The 17958-nt window shown below is 38.5% G+C and carries 18 protein-coding genes; 4 read left to right on the top strand and 14 right to left on the bottom strand.

Features of this window, described 5'->3' with window-relative positions:
• The 12 genes from GMJ66_RS10905 to GMJ66_RS10960 form a co-directional block, all read right to left on the bottom strand.
• A complete protein-coding gene (locus GMJ66_RS10905) occupies positions 1–984 on the bottom strand; it encodes a type II secretion system F family protein (RefSeq protein ID WP_156290346.1) in 984 nt (327 codons plus the stop codon).
• Positions 981–2408: a CpaF family protein gene (locus tag GMJ66_RS10910; RefSeq protein ID WP_197046663.1), complete on the bottom strand. Its 1428-nt coding sequence runs from the start codon at positions 2406–2408 to the stop codon at positions 981–983. The genes GMJ66_RS10905 and GMJ66_RS10910 overlap by 4 nt, the downstream gene beginning before the upstream one ends.
• On the bottom strand, positions 2405–3220 hold the full coding sequence (locus tag GMJ66_RS10915) for an AAA family ATPase (protein WP_156290347.1): 816 nt from the start codon (positions 3218–3220) through the stop codon (positions 2405–2407). Before GMJ66_RS10915 ends, GMJ66_RS10910 begins: the two co-directional genes overlap by 4 nt.
• Before the next feature lie 18 nt (positions 3221–3238).
• The gene (gene cpaB, locus GMJ66_RS10920; RefSeq protein ID WP_156290348.1) at positions 3239–3910 is read right to left on the bottom strand and encodes a Flp pilus assembly protein CpaB; all 672 of its coding nucleotides are present in this window, start codon (positions 3908–3910) and stop codon (positions 3239–3241) included.
• A 9-nt stretch (positions 3911–3919) separates the two neighbouring features.
• Entirely contained in the window at positions 3920–4828 is a 909-nt protein-coding gene (locus GMJ66_RS10925; RefSeq protein ID WP_156290349.1) for a Tad domain-containing protein, read from the bottom strand.
• Between the two features lie 9 nt (positions 4829–4837).
• The gene (locus GMJ66_RS10930) at positions 4838–5218 is read right to left on the bottom strand and encodes a TadE/TadG family type IV pilus assembly protein (protein WP_156290350.1); all 381 of its coding nucleotides are present in this window, start codon (positions 5216–5218) and stop codon (positions 4838–4840) included.
• The gene (locus tag GMJ66_RS10935) at positions 5215–5730 is read right to left on the bottom strand and encodes an A24 family peptidase (protein ID WP_156290351.1); all 516 of its coding nucleotides are present in this window, start codon (positions 5728–5730) and stop codon (positions 5215–5217) included. The genes GMJ66_RS10930 and GMJ66_RS10935 overlap by 4 nt, the downstream gene beginning before the upstream one ends.
• Before the next feature lie 139 nt (positions 5731–5869).
• Positions 5870–6079 (bottom strand): Flp family type IVb pilin, encoded by a 210-nt coding sequence (locus GMJ66_RS10940; RefSeq protein ID WP_156290352.1) that lies wholly within the window; start codon positions 6077–6079, stop codon positions 5870–5872.
• Positions 6080–6112: 33 nt separating this feature from the next.
• Positions 6113–6307 (bottom strand): Flp family type IVb pilin, encoded by a 195-nt coding sequence (locus GMJ66_RS10945; protein ID WP_156290353.1) that lies wholly within the window; start codon positions 6305–6307, stop codon positions 6113–6115.
• Positions 6308–6350: 43 nt separating this feature from the next.
• Entirely contained in the window at positions 6351–6743 is a 393-nt protein-coding gene (locus GMJ66_RS10950) for a DUF192 domain-containing protein (protein ID WP_231514898.1), read from the bottom strand.
• 416 nt (positions 6744–7159) lie between these two features.
• Positions 7160–9274, bottom strand: a complete 2115-nt coding sequence (locus GMJ66_RS20420) for a LuxR C-terminal-related transcriptional regulator (RefSeq protein ID WP_197046664.1) — start codon at positions 9272–9274, stop codon at positions 7160–7162.
• Entirely contained in the window at positions 9271–9522 is a 252-nt protein-coding gene (locus tag GMJ66_RS10960; RefSeq protein ID WP_156290354.1) for a hypothetical protein, read from the bottom strand. The genes GMJ66_RS20420 and GMJ66_RS10960 overlap by 4 nt, the downstream gene beginning before the upstream one ends.
• Before the next feature lie 413 nt (positions 9523–9935).
• Here GMJ66_RS10960 and GMJ66_RS10965 point away from each other — a divergent pair, with 413 nt between their 5' ends.
• From GMJ66_RS10965 to GMJ66_RS10995, 4 genes are all read left to right on the top strand, one after another.
• The gene (locus tag GMJ66_RS10965; RefSeq protein WP_156290355.1) at positions 9936–10661 is read left to right on the top strand and encodes a LysM peptidoglycan-binding domain-containing protein; all 726 of its coding nucleotides are present in this window, start codon (positions 9936–9938) and stop codon (positions 10659–10661) included.
• A 156-nt stretch (positions 10662–10817) separates the two neighbouring features.
• Entirely contained in the window at positions 10818–14270 is a 3453-nt protein-coding gene (locus GMJ66_RS20690; RefSeq protein ID WP_407939229.1) for a LysM peptidoglycan-binding domain-containing protein, read from the top strand.
• Between the two features lie 576 nt (positions 14271–14846).
• On the top strand, positions 14847–15236 hold the full coding sequence (locus GMJ66_RS10990) for a riboflavin kinase (protein ID WP_156290356.1): 390 nt from the start codon (positions 14847–14849) through the stop codon (positions 15234–15236).
• Positions 15237–15426: 190 nt separating this feature from the next.
• Positions 15427–16584, top strand: a complete 1158-nt coding sequence (locus tag GMJ66_RS10995; protein ID WP_156290357.1) for an AI-2E family transporter — start codon at positions 15427–15429, stop codon at positions 16582–16584.
• A 300-nt stretch (positions 16585–16884) separates the two neighbouring features.
• On the opposite strand, the gene GMJ66_RS11000 is transcribed toward GMJ66_RS10995, so the two are convergent.
• Positions 16885–17445, bottom strand: a complete 561-nt coding sequence (locus GMJ66_RS11000; protein WP_156290358.1) for an HAD-IA family hydrolase — start codon at positions 17443–17445, stop codon at positions 16885–16887.
• Between the two features lie 280 nt (positions 17446–17725).
• Positions 17726–17884: a hypothetical protein gene (locus GMJ66_RS20425; RefSeq protein WP_197046665.1), complete on the bottom strand. Its 159-nt coding sequence runs from the start codon at positions 17882–17884 to the stop codon at positions 17726–17728.
• Between the last annotated feature and the right edge of the window lie 74 nt (positions 17885–17958).

A 17958-nucleotide genomic window follows, 5' to 3' on the forward strand; every position in this document is an offset into this window, starting at 1 on the left:
CTACACCTCGATTGTCGTTATTTTTTGAATCAGGATATACCCAATCGTACAAGATATGACCGCAACAATAACAAGGCCAATTCCAATCGGATGCGTAAACAGCGCTCCGATATATTCCGGCTGAATAACATACAGAACCAAACCTAAAATAACCGGAAGTAATCCAATCACCATTCCTGACATTTTTCCTTGTGCGGTCAAAGTTCGGATTTGCCCCTGGATTTTAATTCTCTCTCGAATGGTATCGACGATTTTTTCCAGGACTGTTGCTAAATTCCCTCCAACTTGCCGCTGGATAACAACCGCCTGAATCATAATGTCCAAATCCTCACTTGGCATCCGTTCATAAAGATGATGCAAAGCTTCTTCTGTTGTTGTACCATACTGCATTTCCCGCAAAATAGTTGCCAATTCTTCCTTCATCGGTGACTTAGCCTCTGCCATTACGGATTTCAGTGCCTGAGGAAAGCTGAACCCCGCTCTCAATCCTCCAACTACAGAAGATATCATCTCAGGTAAATCATTATTAAAAGCCTTTAAGCGGTCCTGCTGTTTCTTTTTAAGAATGATATTCGGTATCGAAAACCCTATTGCAGCTCCAACCGGCAAAAAAAGGACATGACCAGTGACCAGATAAAAAATTCCTGCACCTAAAGCCACGGCAATCCAATGAAACATCACAAACTCCTCAGGTTTTAACGGAACACCAGCGCGATATAGGGCCAATTCCAGTTTTCGATTCTTATCTTTTGTTAAAAACCTTTCCCGTACACTTTTCTTTGTACGGTCCAAGTTGATTTCGAAACGCACCTTTTTCTTTGGTTCCTTCAAGGCTGCAACAGTTTTTCCATTCTTTTCATCCATCAAATAGCGGCCAATCCGCTTCCTCATAATTTCAGTGTTATTAGGAATGATCCTCTGCAAAATCAGAAGAAAGAAGAGTAATGCAGTTAAAAAAAAGAAAACAACAACAACTAGTTTCACCCTGCCCACTCCTCTTTCGTCATAAATACCTCTGATGATATGGTTATTCCGGAGTTTTCCAAACGCTCGTAAAACTTCGGACGAACTCCTGTTGACATTAGCTCACCAATTACTTTTCCGTTTTCATCCAAACCTTTCTGCTCATAGGTAAAAATATCCTGCAGTACAATGATATCTCCTTCCAACCCTTGTACTTCCGTTATTTTCGTAATTTTCCTTGATCCATCTTTTAATCTCGATTGCTGGATAATCACATCAATTGCACCAGCTATTTGTTCTCGGATAGCTTTTACCGGAAGATCCACACCAGCCATGAGCACCATCGTCTCCAGCCGGGAAATCATATCACGCGGACTATTCGAGTGACCCGTAGCCAGGGAGCCATCATGCCCGGTGTTCATCGCTTGCAGCATATCCAATGCCTCTGCACCACGAACCTCCCCGATTACGACACGATCAGGACGCATTCGCAGTGAATTTCGAACTAAATCACGAATCGTAATCGCACCTTTCCCTTCTATATTAGGAGGCCTTGATTCCAGAGAAACAACGTGATCCTGGCCTAACTGAAGCTCCGCAGCATCCTCAATGGTAACGATTCGTTCATCACTGGGAATAAAATTGGATAATACATTTAATGTCGTAGTTTTCCCGGATCCTGTTCCCCCACTGACAAACATGTTTAATCTGGCTTTCACACAAGCATCTAAGAAAATCGCCATTTCCTTTGTCAACGTTCCAAACTGCACGAGGTCATCAATCACAAATGGGTCTTCGGAAAATTTCCGAATCGTTATTGTCGGACCATTTAATGATAACGGAGGAATGATTGCATTTACCCGCGATCCATCCGGCAGGCGGGCATCCACCATGGGACTGCTTTCATCGACACGACGGCCGAGTGGTGCTACAATTTTTTCGATCACATGCATAACATGTTCGTTATCCCGAAACTTTACATCCGTCAAGACCAGCTTCCCTTTTCGTTCACAATAAACTCGATTTGGACCATTTACCATGATTTCTGAAACATCATCATCCAATAATAGTGGATTAATTGGACCAAAACCCGTTAAATCATTGGTTAGCTCGTCGACGATTTTCTTTCGGTCTGCGCCTCTAAAAGATTCATCCTCTTTGATAATCTCAATGGCCATCTCTTCAATCTTCGGAACGATAACATCAATGTCATCGGATTCCTTCATTTCCTGTAAAATCTGTTTATGCAAAAGGGCTTTTAACTGTTTATCCTTTTCATTGTCAGAGGAACGTTCCGGCTTTTTGATAATCGGTTTCTTAGGCGTTGGTTCCTTCTTCTCTGCTTCCGGTTTAGGTGGGGACTGCTGCTTTGGCCCCTTTTGGACATCGGAAGCTTTTTTATCCCCTTCTGTATCCTTTTCCTTCAAACGGCTTAAGAGACTCATTGATCAGTCCCCCCTTTCTTTTTAGAGAATGTGAAGCGAAGTGACTGCTTTTTCTTTCCTTCACTTGAAACATGGCTATTCGTAACTATACTTTCTGCCAACTTATAAAACGCCTTCGATAGATTGGATCTTGAACGGCTTACAACAAATGGAATTCCCAAATTTAAGGATTGGGATGCTATTTGAAAATTATTTGGGATATAAATGACATTGTCATAACCGAGCATTTCCGGTACTTCCTCTGCTTGAATCAAACTCTCCATATCATATCGATTCACTACTAACTTTACCTTTTTACGAAATCCTAATTTATCAAAGGTTTCCAATAGCAATCGTGTACTTTTTAAAGAGGTCATTTCTAAAGTCGTGACGACAAAAATATGATCTGCCTGTTCAATTAATTCCAAGGATTGTTCATGAATCCCAACCCCAGTATCCACAATAAGAAAATCAGATTGCTTCCTGAGTAAATCGACAACAGATAACAATGCTTCTTTTGTAATTAACTCCGCATATTCTGGTCTTTCTGGTGAAGGCAATACATGGATACCTGAAGAATGCTCCGTCAAGTAACTGCTAACGGACGCACTATCCACACTATTCTGTTCCTCCATCACATCCTTGATTGTAAATGTCGTCTGTAAATCCAACGCAAGGCTTACATCACCAAACTGGAAGTCGGTATCAAGCAAATTCACTTTCATATTCTTTTTACTTAATGCAATCGCTAAATTAACCGAAACTAACGTTTTTCCAATCCCACCTTTGGCTCCGCAAATCACAATCATTTTTCCATTTTTATTTTCTGCCATCGTCCTTCCTCCTTGCTGCTATTCTTCCTCACCAGGTGGAATGGTACTCGGATGTAGGGTGAAATGGATATTCCCTTTTTCATGGGCATTAATCAACTTTACCGCTTCATTTGGTTTCAGTTCTAATGTCACTGCATTATATTCCGTATAGGTAGACTCATCATTCACTGGTGCATCCATTTTTCTTCCAACAGCCAAAACCAAGACCCCTGAAAAAATTTTCTCCGTCTCGACTTTATCCCCTTTAACGAACGTTACAGCAACATCCACATAATCTCCTGGTTCCATTAAATTAGTGACCGTCTCCACTATATTCGCCTCAACGGAAACTGCCCGATATCCATCTTTGACTTTTCTGGATACATAAACTTTTTCTTCTTGCTGATCTTTAAACCTTGGAGCAATCAATATTTCCCCTTGTTCAATGACCCCATCTGTATATTTTCCTTCTACATCGGCAATACTTCTTACCGCTTGTGGATGGATGTTTTCCTCCGTTACCGTAACTACCTCCAATAAATCGCTTGAGATAATTTGATTTTCTGCAATTCTTTCTTTTGCCTTAACTACTTCTATCGTCTTTTGTTGGATTACTTCTTCACTATGAAATGGTTTGATATAACTAAAAAAGAGAATCGTTGTTATAATTCCCATTACTAAAGCTAATGGAAAAATTATCTTTGAACGCATATTTTTCACCTACTCTGTTAATTGAATGCTATATGCTCCCCGGTCTTTTGCATTTCCATCGACATAGCCTGTTCCTGTTCTTTTAATGAACTTGCCAGTTATCGCAGTGTCTTTATCACTCATCGGCTCTGTAATATAAAAATAAGCAAATCCGGTAATTTCCACTTGTTGATAATTCGTACAGGAATCAGGATCCGCACAAACCGGTTTATATACGAGTACCATGATGATTCTGGGACATTCACGGTCATCGATATCACAAGCACTGCTGACTTTTTCTTTTACAACTTCTCTTGTTGAACCTGCGATATTACCTGTTTGGACAGCAACCGTATCTCCAACCTTTAATTCTTCGCTGTACCCTTCTCGGAAGGTTTGTTCATACGTTTTTGCTCCCTTACCCTCCAATGCTAAAATACCAAAGTTCCCACTTGTTGAGTCCCCTGAACTTACTTTCAGCTGATACATTTCTCCATAAACGAGATTTAAATTTTCATCGACACCGAGTGGAGCTGCTCCTGTCGCCCTTCCCATTACACCGATTTTAGCTGTTGCATTCGCATGAATATCAACCGTATCGATACCAAAAAGCTTGGAAAAAGCGAGTGGAACGGTTTTTTTGAGTTCAACTTTTACTCGATCATATAGTATGACTTCAACGGATTCCAACGACTGTTTCTCCTGGTGGCGAAGTAAAATTTCATCTACTATCGATGTAACTGCTGATTCTTGACTTGCAGTTAGTTCCTGGGCACCTGATAAAGCTGCAGCATTAGCTGTTTTTTGCAAATCTGCCTTTGTCATATAGAGAATGCCACCATCAATCACTACACCAGTTATGGCTAATAATGCCGAAAATGCCAGTGAACCAAGAAAAAGAACACTGCCTTCTTCCTTTTTTAATAGTCTTTTATTCATACGAACCCCTCATTCCATTCGAATCGTTGAATCAGCATTAAGATTGATTTGATTTGAAAAAATAAAATTAGCGAATGGTGTTACTGGTTCGATGGGATATGTTAGTGTAACGGTTATATATTCGCCGGATTTACGTGTCCCTTCTGGGGTTATATTTACCTGAAGTTTGCTTGAATCACCTGTTGAAAAGTTTTCACGCGCAAATTGCACCAACTGCTCATCTGTTTTACCAAGTCCTCCCAACCTTACCGTTTCCTGTGCGGTAAAATGCAGTGAGGAGTAGGAAAAACCTAATCTGCCAATATCTACGATGCCGACAAGCAATAATAGAAAGAGTGGAACAACCAATGCAAATTCCAGTAATGCCTGCCCTTTCTCCTCACGAATCATAGCAATAGCCCTCCATTCAACATAAAGGCCATCACCGCTCCGCCAGCAATCGCAACCCCATAAGGATATGTGGTTTGAAGTGCTTCCTTATCCAATCCCAGAGGTACTTTGATACCATATCTGATGCTGCTTATAGAGAAAATGATAGATTTAATACGGTGGAAAAATCCTTTACGAAATAATAGGATGATAACGCCAATTAGCCCACCAATCAATGCCATATATATAGACGCCATAAAAACAAAAGATGCACCTTTTATTGCTCCAACTAAAGCCAATAGCTTTACATCACCTGCCCCCATGCCACCCATCAGATATGGAATCAAAAGGATGCCTAGACCGGTTAAAAAACCTAAGAAACTACTTAACAGTCCTGACCATCCATCAAAGATTCCATGTAATAGAAAAGCAAGGAGCAATGACGGGAAAATGACTTTATTATATATTTTTCTGCTTCTCAAATCGGTGACGACACTAATAGCTAAAACGAGTAATAATAATCCATTTAACATGTCAATGCTCCTTTTTAAAAATTTTGTATTCATGTAAAAATAGCTTTACGGGCGCAAAGCTATTTTTAAAAGGTAGGATAGTATAAATCCAACTGAGGCAATCGCCTAATCGTTTATAAACGTGAAGTATACTAGTTTGTTACGGAGTAGTAGTATCTGTAGTAGTGGATGGCGTAATACCGTTTTCTGTTAATCCGCCAGTGATAGACTCAAACATGGACATAATCTGGCCGCGGAACATAACTAAAAGTCCGATAACTCCTACAGCAATAACTCCTAATACTAAACCATACTCTGTCATACCTTGACCTTGTTCTTCAGCAAATAATCCTTTGATTTTGTTTAACATATCGTTCTCTCCTTTTATATTAAAAATGATTAATTAGTTGTTTGTTGACTCTGTTACACCATTTTGTGACAAGTCGCCGGTAATCGTTTCAAATAAGGACATGATCTGGCCGCGGAACATGACTAATAGCCCGATAACACCTACAGCAATAACCCCTAATACTAAGCCATACTCTGTCATACCTTGACCTTGTTCTTCCGTAAATAATCCTTTAATTTTGTTTAACATGAAATTCTCTCCTCTTATATTAAATTTTAAATAGTTTTTTTGTTTAGCCCTGCAAAGCTATTTTCTGTCCAACAGCCACAGAGGTACGCTTAATCGTGCCAGCCGGAAGCTCAATCACTGATTTAGTATTGTCAATACGTTTACCGATTTTGCCAGGATCTAATCCTTCTTCCATTCCAACGATCTCGTTATTTTGATTAAGGTATAAAATATCAATGCTAAATTTCATAAAGAAAGTATGGATGGAAGAACAAGGCATAATATGAAGACCTGAATTTTCAGGCATGCTTTTTTTCAGCATTAAACCTTTAAATCGGCTAAAAAACGAATATGCTTCTTTTACATTTACAGCTATGATTGTATCCGTGTTAACGCAGATTAATTTAATCTCTTGCACCTCCCGTGGTGTTTTAGCTGGTGTAGCGCTGCTGACCAACTTACATTCCCTATTATGCATGGCAATCGAAATTAAAAATATCCCCCACCATTCCTAAACTACAGATTTTCTTAATACAGGAACGGGCTCCTATTTGGCCTTAGAACAGGTCATTTGTCATAGGAGTAAGAACAAAAGCGCAAGCGCCCGTTTAGCGACGTACGGACTGCCCCTGGCCATGCCAGGTGGTTCGGTGTTGCCGTGCAAAGCGGCGGTTTTAACCGAACAGTCCCCGCAGGAGATAAAGGAAACACGACGAACGAAGGGAGTCGATGTTGACTTATCGTGCGGAGGCGAAGGAAGTCTCGCTATCGCTGGGCGCTGGAGCTGGATGTGCCTACTTATAGTAATAAAAATTATCCACAGGTTTTACATTTTATAATTTCCAATGAAAAAACCTCCTAATTATAGGAGGTTTAGCCTGATTGGTGCTTTAACCGGTATACTTTGGAGATAGCGTGGGCCCGGTCTGGCACTTCTAATTTTTGAAAAATCTTCGTCACATGGTTTTTCACCGTATGACCACTTATATATAACTGTTCGGCAATTTCCTTGTTATTATATCCTTGAATGACCAAATCCAGTACTTCCTGCTCCCTTGGGGAAAGTTTTAGCTGTTTGATTGTATTCGTTACAGAATCAAGCTCCTGTTCTGTTACAATGGATTCGTTTAAGGTGATTTCCTCTTCTATTACCTGTGTCTCATATAGGAATGCTTTAAATTCTTGAACCATTCCTCCACCATGATGAGAATTTACTATCGTGTCTATAGACTTCTTATCCAGGTATGACATAACAAGTGCATATACTTGTGCACTAACACTAGCAGTATCCCAATTTCCATTAAAATCCTTAGTTAATAGGGCATTCCCTTCCTCAATGATGGTACCGATTCGAGTTGCTGGTAACATCTCTTGAATAAATCCAGGTGAGTAATATGATAAAAGGCAAGCATGGGTCACATAATTGACTACCGGAATAGTTAGACCTTGACTCTCAGCGAATTCCTTCGCGAGTTTCGCTGCCTCTTCCGCAATAGAATAGGCCTCTTTATCAAATTGCTCGATGGCATGGAAAAGAGAATGAATCAATTTGTCATCCAGACCGTTCTCTTCCTGTTCAACAATTTGTAAAGAGATTCCACCCATAATGGACAACGTCTGTATAAAGTTAACATGTTCCTGTAATTGTTCCTTATTAAACTCGCTTGTCCCAACACAAAGTACACCAAAAAGCCTTCCGCGATTCCATAATGGGCATTCAATGGTCATAACTCCCCATGGTGTTTCATTTATGATTGGAGTTAAATTTTCAAATTCCTGGTTAGATTCGGTATGGAGCAAATAGTTTTCCGCAACTTGCTTTGCATAGTCACTTAAATGACCATCTACATTTCCGCGAGAGACCAATTTGACATTTTCACTTTGTTGTTCTTTAAGAATCACACATGAAAATGGGCCTTTTACCAGATTCAGGCTGATATCCACTAATATATAAATGATTCTCTTTAAATCATGTGTGGATACCATGAGCTTACAGACTTCGATCAATGATGTTAAACGATTTAACTGCTGAACATTATCCGTATGCAAATCCTGAATCAAATAACCTGTCTCCAGGAGTATTCCCAAAGCTTTTCCTAATTCGACGGTATGATTTGAAAATCTCGCGTTGGAATGACACCCGCCAAATAATAATGTACGGGAACCATCATTCCGTTTTATCGGAAAACAGAAAAAGGATTTTGGATGCAGAGAATAGCGCCTTAATGAAATAGCCCGGGGATCTTTATCCACATTTTCCCAAAACTCATGGCCATCCGTTATTAGAGGACGGCCCAAAAGACCTTCACCAGGTGAAAATGTCATTCCTTTTAAGGATTGAATAGCTTTTCCAAATACATCCGTTACTTCATACTGTTCCTCTGTCACTTTATTCGCAATACCAAGAAACTCATATTCCTGATGCCTTTCTAAAAAACCTTCCAAAATTTCAGCTGTATTTGTCCCCGTCTGCTTTACTTGCTGAAATAGCTGATTTTGCATTTGTATAGTTGACCCTGCATCCTTATCTTTCAAACACAAGGAAGCTAGGTGTGCCAGTTTTTTCATTCCTGCGATAAATTCCTGCTTTTTGTCCGGAGTATATATTGGCGTTTCTTTTATTATTTTATCTTCATTCATTTGTAATTGTTCTTGAATAAGATGCTGTGTTCCATCCTCAATCATTAGTCCCGCCCATAAAAAGTATCTTCTCCCATCTTCTAGATGAACGGGTGTAACAATCATAAATATGCCAGGGAGGATATCATAAATAAATGGAGTGGTGAACGTCCACTTTTTTTGTTCTGAGCTATCGATAACTCTTTTGATTTCATCGAACCTCTTCTCATAAAACCAATTAAATAACCGATTGCTGCCTTTTGGGTGGAGAATAAGCTTTCCGTTTTCATTGGTGATGATAATGGAAAGACCATAATTTTCCGCATAAATCGCCTGAAGCTCCTCTAACAGTTCTAAAGAAGGATTCATGCTTTCCTTTTTTCACCATCAAGCTTTGTTATGACAACTGGTTCCTTATAGCGATATAGCGGAGAATCATCATCACCAAGATTCTGAAGTATTCCCTGATTTACTAATTGCAATAAAACAGGAAGGATTTCTTCTTTCGCTCGATCTAGTTTGGCTGCTATGCCTTCGATGGATTCAATCATATATGGATTAGATTGAAAAAGCAATGTACATTCCATTTGTAATGGCAGCATTTCCTTTTGTACCATTATTTCCCCTCCTCATATGCAGAGAACACTACGAAAAAACGTTAGCTATTATTATATAAAGTAAAAACTATCCGTAGTATCTCCAACAATCTTTCAAACATGTATTTTTTCCTTACAAACCGTATCTACGTTAACACTTTCATAGACACACCCCCATACTATCCCATAAACCACAAAATATATATCCCCTATCATTCCCGTTTTGATGCTTTTTCGGTGCTTTTTTGGTGCCTGTCACTTCCCGGAATTTGTCGAATGTTGTCGTGGATCTAAGTAGTAAAGGGTGTTTTTAAGTATATTCCCTGTTTAGGAGTGATTAAACAGGGCATTCATTCATAGAGACTATCTGGATGCATGAAGGTTGTCCTTATAGGAATAATAATACTTACTTACAATGTTAAGGAGTGTTTATATTGGTACCAATTGAACGGTATGAACTGCAGAAATCAGGTGATGATTATACACTAGTTGTCTATTTAGATTCGAGCCTTGCAGAGTTTTCGGAAGAACTGGGCCAAATTCCAGGCAAGCGCCAGGAATATACTGAACAAATGGAAAACTTGGCTAGGCGTAGGTTTCCAAAAATTAAAATTAAATATGTGAAAATTATGATCGGCACAATGCTTGTTTCTTCACTTTATCTAGGTGACACAACATTCGCCTCCGCACAATCAACTACACAAATTGAACAGACGCTTGACGTTTATACCGTAAAAACAGGTGACAGTTTATCATTAATCGCTAAAAATCATGATGTTACAGTGAATGCCCTTAAAGAGGTCAACCAATTAAGATCAGATACGATCTATGTTGGGCAATTACTGAACTTGCCTTACACAACTTACAAAGTTACGTCTGGTGACACCCTGTATCGAATTGCTACTAGTCACGGAACAACAACAGATACGATTAAATCCTATAATAACTTAACTTCTGATTCTATTTTTATCGGACAAGCAATTAAAATTCCATATAATGAAACACAAAACAATCAGACACCGGCTGCCCAAGCAGAAACAGAAGAAGAACCTGATCCAACCACAGAAGAAGTTCCAACTACCTATACAGTACAACCGGGGGATACTTTATACGGTATTGCAGTTAAATTAAATACCACCGTTACCAAAATTAAAGAATAAAATAATTTAAGTTCGGATAACATTTCCATTGGACAGGTTCTACTCATCTCTGAAATAACAGAACAGCCAGCACCTGAAACTCCGCTTCCAGCGGACACGGAGAGAGAGGAAACACCTTCTGTTTCCTATACCGTTGTTGCTGGGGATTCCCTATCAGTGATAGCAAATAAGTTTCATACAACGGTAAGTGCAATTAAAGACTATAATCATTTAACTTCAGATATCATTTATATAGGACAGAAATTAGAAATTCCCCAGTCCGCTGCCAGCGACCCTGAAGTGACACAAACAGATGAGCCAACTGACACTGCAGAACCAATCGGAACGGATGGATCAGAAGAAACTGTGGAAGAAGCAGCTGAAGATCCTGCAGAAAACACGACCTATACCGTTGTTGCCGGGGACTCATTATCTGTTATCGCAAAAAGGTTTGATACAACGGTATCCGACATTAAAACCTTGAATCAGCTTACATCAGATACGATATTTATCGGTCAGCAAATTGAAATTCCCGATGAAAAAATGATGACTGAACCGGAAATCGTTACACCGAGTATTCCATCTTTATTAAATTTGGAGCCAATTTTTAGTGGCAATCATACTGCTTATCCGATTAGCGGAACCACAGATCCCAATCTAAGAGTTGAAATCATGGTGCGTGATTCTAACCATAACGAATTTACTTATACAGCTGCATCCAATAACGAGGGATTTTTTGATACTGCGATTGATGTTGCCAACCTTTCAGATGGAGATATAGAAGTTGCCATTACAGCTATGAATAAGTCCGGACAGAGAAGTGACACGTTACAAACAATGACGTCCAAGGTGACATCGATCGACGCTCCTGTTTTTCAAGCTTCTGCCGATATTATTAACCAGCAGACAGAGAAGGAATTTACGATCACCGGAACAGGTACGACAGGTTCCACTATTTTTGTTCGAATATTGGACGAAGTTGGAAATGAACATGCTACTGAAATACAATTGGATAATAATGATGATTTTTCACAAACCATTGACTTAAGTGGACTTTCTGATTCTACATTAGAAATTGAGCTAATGCAGCGTGATCAGCTAGGGAACAGAAGCGAGGCTGTCCGTGTCTATGTCGAAAAGGATACTACAGCACCGGATATTCCGGTTATCCACAATGAAGAATATATTAACAGCGAGAATGAAAAATCCTACGTTCTAACCGGGAACGCTGATGCGGGGAATGAACTTCTCTTTACTATTACCGATGAACAAAACCAAACCACTACCATTAGAGGAGAGGCAAACTCGGAAGGGAATTTTGCGATTCCAGTAAATGTAGCCGAATTTGCTGATGGTGATATTACCGTTCAGGCCCAGCAAATAGACAGAGCAGGCAATTTAAGTGATTTAACTACTGCAACACTAGTAAAACATACGGCTATTCCTAGTATAGACGTACAAGCATTAGAAACGATCTTTAGTGGAAATGAAAGGGATTATACGATTTCTGGAGTGTCTGATGTCGACAGTACCATCCATGTCACATTATCTGATGGAGAAACAGAATTAAAAGGGGCAGCAACAGCTGACAACCGTGGTAATTTTCATATTCCTCTTCATTTAGGTTCTCTGAAAGATGGTATGGTTGAAGTTACTATTCAATCCATATCACCTTATGGAAATAAAAGCGAAATCCGCAATCAATCTATTCTAAAAGATACTCTTGCTCCTGAAATGGTTAATTTTGAAATGGACAGCTATGTAAATAACAAAAATCAAGACGACTTTTTGATTCAGGGAATAACAGAAGAAGATGATGTTACGGTTTTGATACGTGTATCCGATGAAGAAACGCAACTAACAGATGAGGTTGTTGCTGAAAATGGTTCATTCCAATTTTCAATGGATTTAAGTACGTTAATGAACGGACTATTAACAATGGAAGTAACTTTAGTTGATAAAGCTGGCAATACTAGTGACGTAAATAATTTTCGGATTGAAAAAGACACAGAAATTAGTACCCCTACCATTACAAGAAGCGGCTATGCAGTAGCAGGTAATGAGATGATATTTAATATAGTTGGAACTGCGGAACCCACTTCGACCATAACAATTGAAATTACTGATAGGAATGGGGAAATCGTTAAAACCGTTATTCATGATGTAGATGAAAATGGGATTTTTAATTTGGATATCTCCTTGGAGGGACTTAATCCGAATGAGGAGTATACGTATTATTTAAGCCAGTCAGATTTGTCCGGTAATGTCAGCGAAATCATTACACCAACAACACTCTATCATACCGTCGAGCCTGGTGATACATTGAATGTCATTGCCAAAAGATACAACACAACCGTTGATGCCATTCGTTCCTTAAATAATCTTTCCGGTGACTTAATATATGTGGATCAGCAATTGAGATTACCGGTAACTGCTGGGTCCACTCTAAGTTTAGGTTATATGTATTTTGGAGATGTTAAAAACTTTACCAATCAGGTGTTGCTTACGGAAAAATCTTTTAATACTGTTTCTCCAAGCTATTTTGACCTACATTCAGATGGAACACTGAAGCTGACACACTTAGTTGATCGAACATTTGTAGAGAACATGCATCAGCAAGGCATTCGGGTAGTCCCATTTCTAAGCAACCATTGGGATAGAGAAGTTGGTAGAGCAATGCTTGATAATCGTGAACAAGCTGCAAGACAAATTGCTGATGCCGTCATAAGATACAATTTAGACGGAGTGAACGTGGATATTGAAAATATCACCCATCAGGATCGCGAAGCTTTCACAGAGTTCGTTCGATTATTAAGAGAGTTGCTTCCCGCTTCAAAGGAAGTTTCCGTAGCTGTCGCAGCAAATCCAAATGGTTGGAACGTCGGTTGGCATGGTGCGTACGACTATAATGCTTTATCACAACATGCCGATTATCTAATGATGATGACCTATGATGAAAGCTATCCCGGTTCTGACCCAGGTCCAGTCGCCAGTTTTGATTGGGTCGAGCAATCCATTCAATATGCCCTCACTCAAGGAGTACCAAGAGATAAAGTCGTTTTTGGTCTAGCTCAGTATGGACGTTTTTGGAAAGAAGGGGCAGCAATTGGTGGGGATGGGATATCGAATTATCAAATCAAAGAATTGCTACAGAAATACGAAAACACAGTTACATTTGATGAAGCCAGTAAAAGTATGAAAGCTATTGTAACCATCAAAGAAGGCGATCCGAAAATGTATATGATGGGAGCACCATTATCTCCTGGGACATATACGATTTGGTTTGAAAATGAACAATCATACGCGGCTAAAATCTCTTTAGTTCAAGAATACGGTATTCGCGGTGTCGGACACTGGAGTATTGGTCAGGAAGACAGGTCGATTTGGAGTGCTTATCCAACCTGGTTTGCAGCCAAGGATACTGCCGTGGAAAATTTCACGGAACAAACGGAAAATCCAGAGCCAGAGCAAGTAGCTGCCGAAGAACAAGTTAATACGTATACCGTAGTTTCCGGAGACAGTTTATGGAAAATAGCCGCATCGCATAACACTACGGTAGACACAATAAAAGAACTGAACAACCTAACTACAGACACCATCTATATCGGCCAAACCTTAAAACTACCATAGGTGCCTGTCACTTCCCGAATTTTGTCGAATACCACATGAGGCTATGGTCCAAATACCATAGCCTTTTTGCGTGCCTGTTACTTCCCGGTTTTTGTCGATATTTGTTTAGTTTATTCTTTTTAATCCACGGGTACACTATTTTATACGCATGCTTAAAACCGGCTTAAAACTATATTTCTAAGTTTGTGAACATATTATTAATATTTACATATTATAAATTTGGATAAGTACTAGTTATTGCGCAATATCATGTGTTAAATGGTAAACATTTCACAAACTCTCCCTTAAACAATTAGAAGGAAGAGGAAATTTACAACATAAAATATTATAAAAGAAATTACTTATTAGAAAAACCTATAATCAACTTATATTTTTAGTGAATTTATTCGTTTCCCTTAATTTGGGACGTTAAAATTTCAGCTAAGTCGTTCCCACTTCCTGGCTAAATTTTATACTTTAACTTACGTGTAAAAGATGAACTAATGGTAAAATGAAGCGATTTCATTTATAATATAATTAGTGAAATCATTCACATAAAAATATACCGTTTATTAAACTACAAGGAGAGTTCTGCTTATGAATATACACACACCAGTAATTCAACAAGCTAGCCTATTAAGTAAATTAACAAAGGCACACACATTATCGGATTATACGTATCAGACACCAGGCGTGATTAACCAGGAAAGTATCAGATATAACATTCCAGGCTATCATACAACCCAACTTATAATTGAAGCATCCATTGACGTTCCTGCCCCAGGTCTTTATAAAGTAAAAATCAAAGTAGAAGAAAACTGGTATGACGGAATCGCCATGGTATCTAAGTTAATTACGGATAACTCTAACGACCGAATCATCAAAGTATTTATTAAAGATTTAAAGATACCTTATAAGAACGAAAGGATTGCTGTTGCTTGGTATCACACTATCGATACCTATTATATGGGAGAAAAAGGCGAATAGATATTGTGGAGCAAAAACTTCTTCATTCTATATTCTCACAGCTTTCACCCAATGGGTTTATCCCCTATATGTCGCCTATTCCCCTCCCTATTTAAATCCGCCTTTCCCTTTATAAAAACGTATTTGAAGCTTAATTGGCATAATTATCCTATTTACACTATAATAGCTTTAGTGTGAAAGGAGCATGTAGATGAAGCAATCGAATCGATTTTTGAATTTTATTGGTGGACAATATTTGTTTTACCTATTAACCCTAATCATTCTTATCGGCATTACCATTTTCATTTACAGTAAGATTTCTTTTATCTTCTATCCAATTATCGTTATCTTTTCAACCATTACACCACCTATTATACTTGCATTTATCGCTTATTATTTACTTAACCCCATCGTTGATTTATTGGAACGGGCACGCATCAAGCGAATTTGGGGAATTGTTATCCTTATCTTAGGAATAAGCGGATTATTAACCGGAGTTATCCTTCTAACTGCTCCTGCAATTGAGTCACAGGTGAAAGAATTAGTTAGAAACTTTCCAATTTACTTGAGTCAACTCGGAAACGAAATTACTAGTTGGCTGCAAAATTCATTTCTAGGTCCTTATTATGATGAAGGTTATAACTGGTTTGTTACCAATTTTAGCAACATACCTGGCTTGATTGGCACATACATAGCAGAAGCTTTTCAAGGGGTGCGTAATGTAGCGAATACCGTAACCAATGTATTTGTCTCTATTATTACCTTCCCTTTTATTCTGTTCTTCCTTTTAAAAGATGGAAATCGTTTTAGGCGTTTTTGCCTAGTATTATTGCCTCCGAGATTTCGCAAGGATACCAATCAAATCCTAAAAAATATGGATACCCAAGTTGGCTCCTATATTCAAGGACAGATCGTTGTCGCAACATGTATTGGCATTCTATTATTCATCGGTTACCTTATTATCGGTTTAGATTACGCGATAACCCTTGCAATAATGGCTGCTGTCACAAGCGTTATACCATACTTAGGTCCAACCATTGCTATTATCCCAGCCATCATTATTGCGATTGTTGATTCGCCGTTTATGCTTTTAAAATTAGCCATTGTGTGGGTTGCTGTTCAATTCTTAGAAGGGAACTTTATATCACCAAACATCATGGGAAGAACGATGAAGATCCATCCGTTAACAATTATTATTGTATTACTTGTTGCTGGAAACTTATTTGGAATAGTGGGTGTGATTCTCGGAATCCCGGGATACGCAATTTTAAAAGTAATCGTTTCTTATCTGTATGACAAATTTAAAATTCGGTATAACCAATTTTATGGTGAAGATTATGGGGCATATGACCTTCCAAAAGACAAATAATGCAAAAATTTGGTGCCTGTTACTTCCCGATTTTTGTCGAATAATACGGTGAGTGGGTAGATATTCAAACATATTTGAATTTCCCGAACTTTATTGAGGTATATTTTGTCATTATATAACCAATTAACGTAATAGCAACTGCCCACTAAACCGTTATGATATCCCCAGCTGATTCTATCAGAATTAACAACAACAAGTGCATATAGCCGTTATAGGAAATGATTAAAAATCTTTTCGCCTTTTTCCTATTCGGCTAACACCTCATAGTAAATAGTTCATCATAATGCTTACCTTCTTCCCTTACCACTCCATATCAAAAAAACCGCTATATTCATCCAAATAGTAATCAGCACCCGTTTGCTTATTCTGGAAGAGACATGTTTTAATTCCCAACTGTTTTCCCGGCAGGATGTCCAGCAACCGGTCTCCAATAATTAAATCTAACTTATGTTTGTTATGTAAATATTCATAGGATGCTGGGTGAGGTTTTCTTGGATATCCATCATCAATGGTTACAATTTCAGCAAAGTAATCATTCCACCCATAATGATCGATAATTATATCAAGTTCTGCCCTTTTTTTGTGCGTCATGATTACGTTTTTTTCCGCGAACTTTAAAACATCTTCCACATCTGGAAATGGAGGGGCATCCTCTGGCGAAATAGCCATGATTTTCTCCTTTATAGCATTCAACTGTTGTTTTGTAGGGTTATAATAATTTATTGCTGTAGAAAAGGATATTTTCAATTGCTTATAGATCTCTTCCTCCAAAATCTCCCCGCCTAACACCTCTTTAAATATTTTTGTATAGGCAGGATACGTATTGCAAAGCGTCCCATCAAAATCCCAAAGAATATTCAATAACATCTCTCCTACTGAGGGTAACAGGCACTTCCCGAAATTTGTCGAATCGTGGCGGTGCCTGTCACTTCCCGGTTTTTGTGGAAGCACATACTTCCATTCAAATTATACACTGCCACATAATATCACCAAAATCTGTAGGCAAATCCTTTACCTCATTCTCAAAAATAACAATCCCCTCTGATTATCCTCTTTTATTCAATAGAAAAGGACATTCAACTATTTCAGTCAAATGCCCTTATTCTATTTAACTTGTCACTTACAAATAACGAACTTTTATTTATTTCCTTTTATCTCTTTTTCTAAATAATAAAATCAACAATAAACCTGCACCTAAACCTACTGCACCACCGATTTCGACGGAATGAAATAAAAATCCTAACCCTACACCAATAAGTAAACATAAAGAAAAGCCAAATCCAATGGTCGCATCATTCATCAGTCCACCTCCAAGTTTCACCTACACTATTACTTTATTCTTCCAGTCAAAATTGGTTCATTCGTGGAATTTTT

This window comes from Oceanobacillus salinisoli, from assembly GCF_009733865.1.
Taxonomy (GTDB): Bacteria; Bacillota; Bacilli; order Bacillales; family Amphibacillaceae; genus Oceanobacillus; species Oceanobacillus salinisoli.

Coding starts and splice junctions, on each gene's coding strand:
- GMJ66_RS10925 (WP_156290349.1), bottom strand. CDS start 4,828: ATGAATAAAAGACTATTAAAAAAGGAAGAAGGCAGTGTTCTTTTTCTT.
- GMJ66_RS10930 (WP_156290350.1), bottom strand. CDS start 5,218: ATGATTCGTGAGGAGAAAGGGCAGGCATTACTGGAATTTGCATTGGTT.
- GMJ66_RS20425 (WP_197046665.1), bottom strand. CDS start 17,884: ATGAATGATGCGACCATTGGATTTGGCTTTTCTTTATGTTTACTTATT.
- GMJ66_RS10945 (WP_156290353.1), bottom strand. CDS start 6,307: ATGTTAAACAAAATTAAAGGATTATTTACGGAAGAACAAGGTCAAGGT.
- GMJ66_RS10935 (WP_156290351.1), bottom strand. CDS start 5,730: ATGTTAAATGGATTATTATTACTCGTTTTAGCTATTAGTGTCGTCACC.
- GMJ66_RS10995 (WP_156290357.1), top strand. CDS start 15,427: ATGAAGCAATCGAATCGATTTTTGAATTTTATTGGTGGACAATATTTG.
- GMJ66_RS10910 (WP_197046663.1), bottom strand. CDS start 2,408: ATGAGTCTCTTAAGCCGTTTGAAGGAAAAGGATACAGAAGGGGATAAA.
- cpaB (WP_156290348.1), bottom strand. CDS start 3,910: ATGCGTTCAAAGATAATTTTTCCATTAGCTTTAGTAATGGGAATTATA.
- GMJ66_RS10915 (WP_156290347.1), bottom strand. CDS start 3,220: ATGGCAGAAAATAAAAATGGAAAAATGATTGTGATTTGCGGAGCCAAA.
- GMJ66_RS10960 (WP_156290354.1), bottom strand. CDS start 9,522: ATGGTACAAAAGGAAATGCTGCCATTACAAATGGAATGTACATTGCTT.
- GMJ66_RS20420 (WP_197046664.1), bottom strand. CDS start 9,274: ATGAATCCTTCTTTAGAACTGTTAGAGGAGCTTCAGGCGATTTATGCG.
- GMJ66_RS10990 (WP_156290356.1), top strand. CDS start 14,847: ATGAATATACACACACCAGTAATTCAACAAGCTAGCCTATTAAGTAAA.
- GMJ66_RS10940 (WP_156290352.1), bottom strand. CDS start 6,079: ATGTTAAACAAAATCAAAGGATTATTTGCTGAAGAACAAGGTCAAGGT.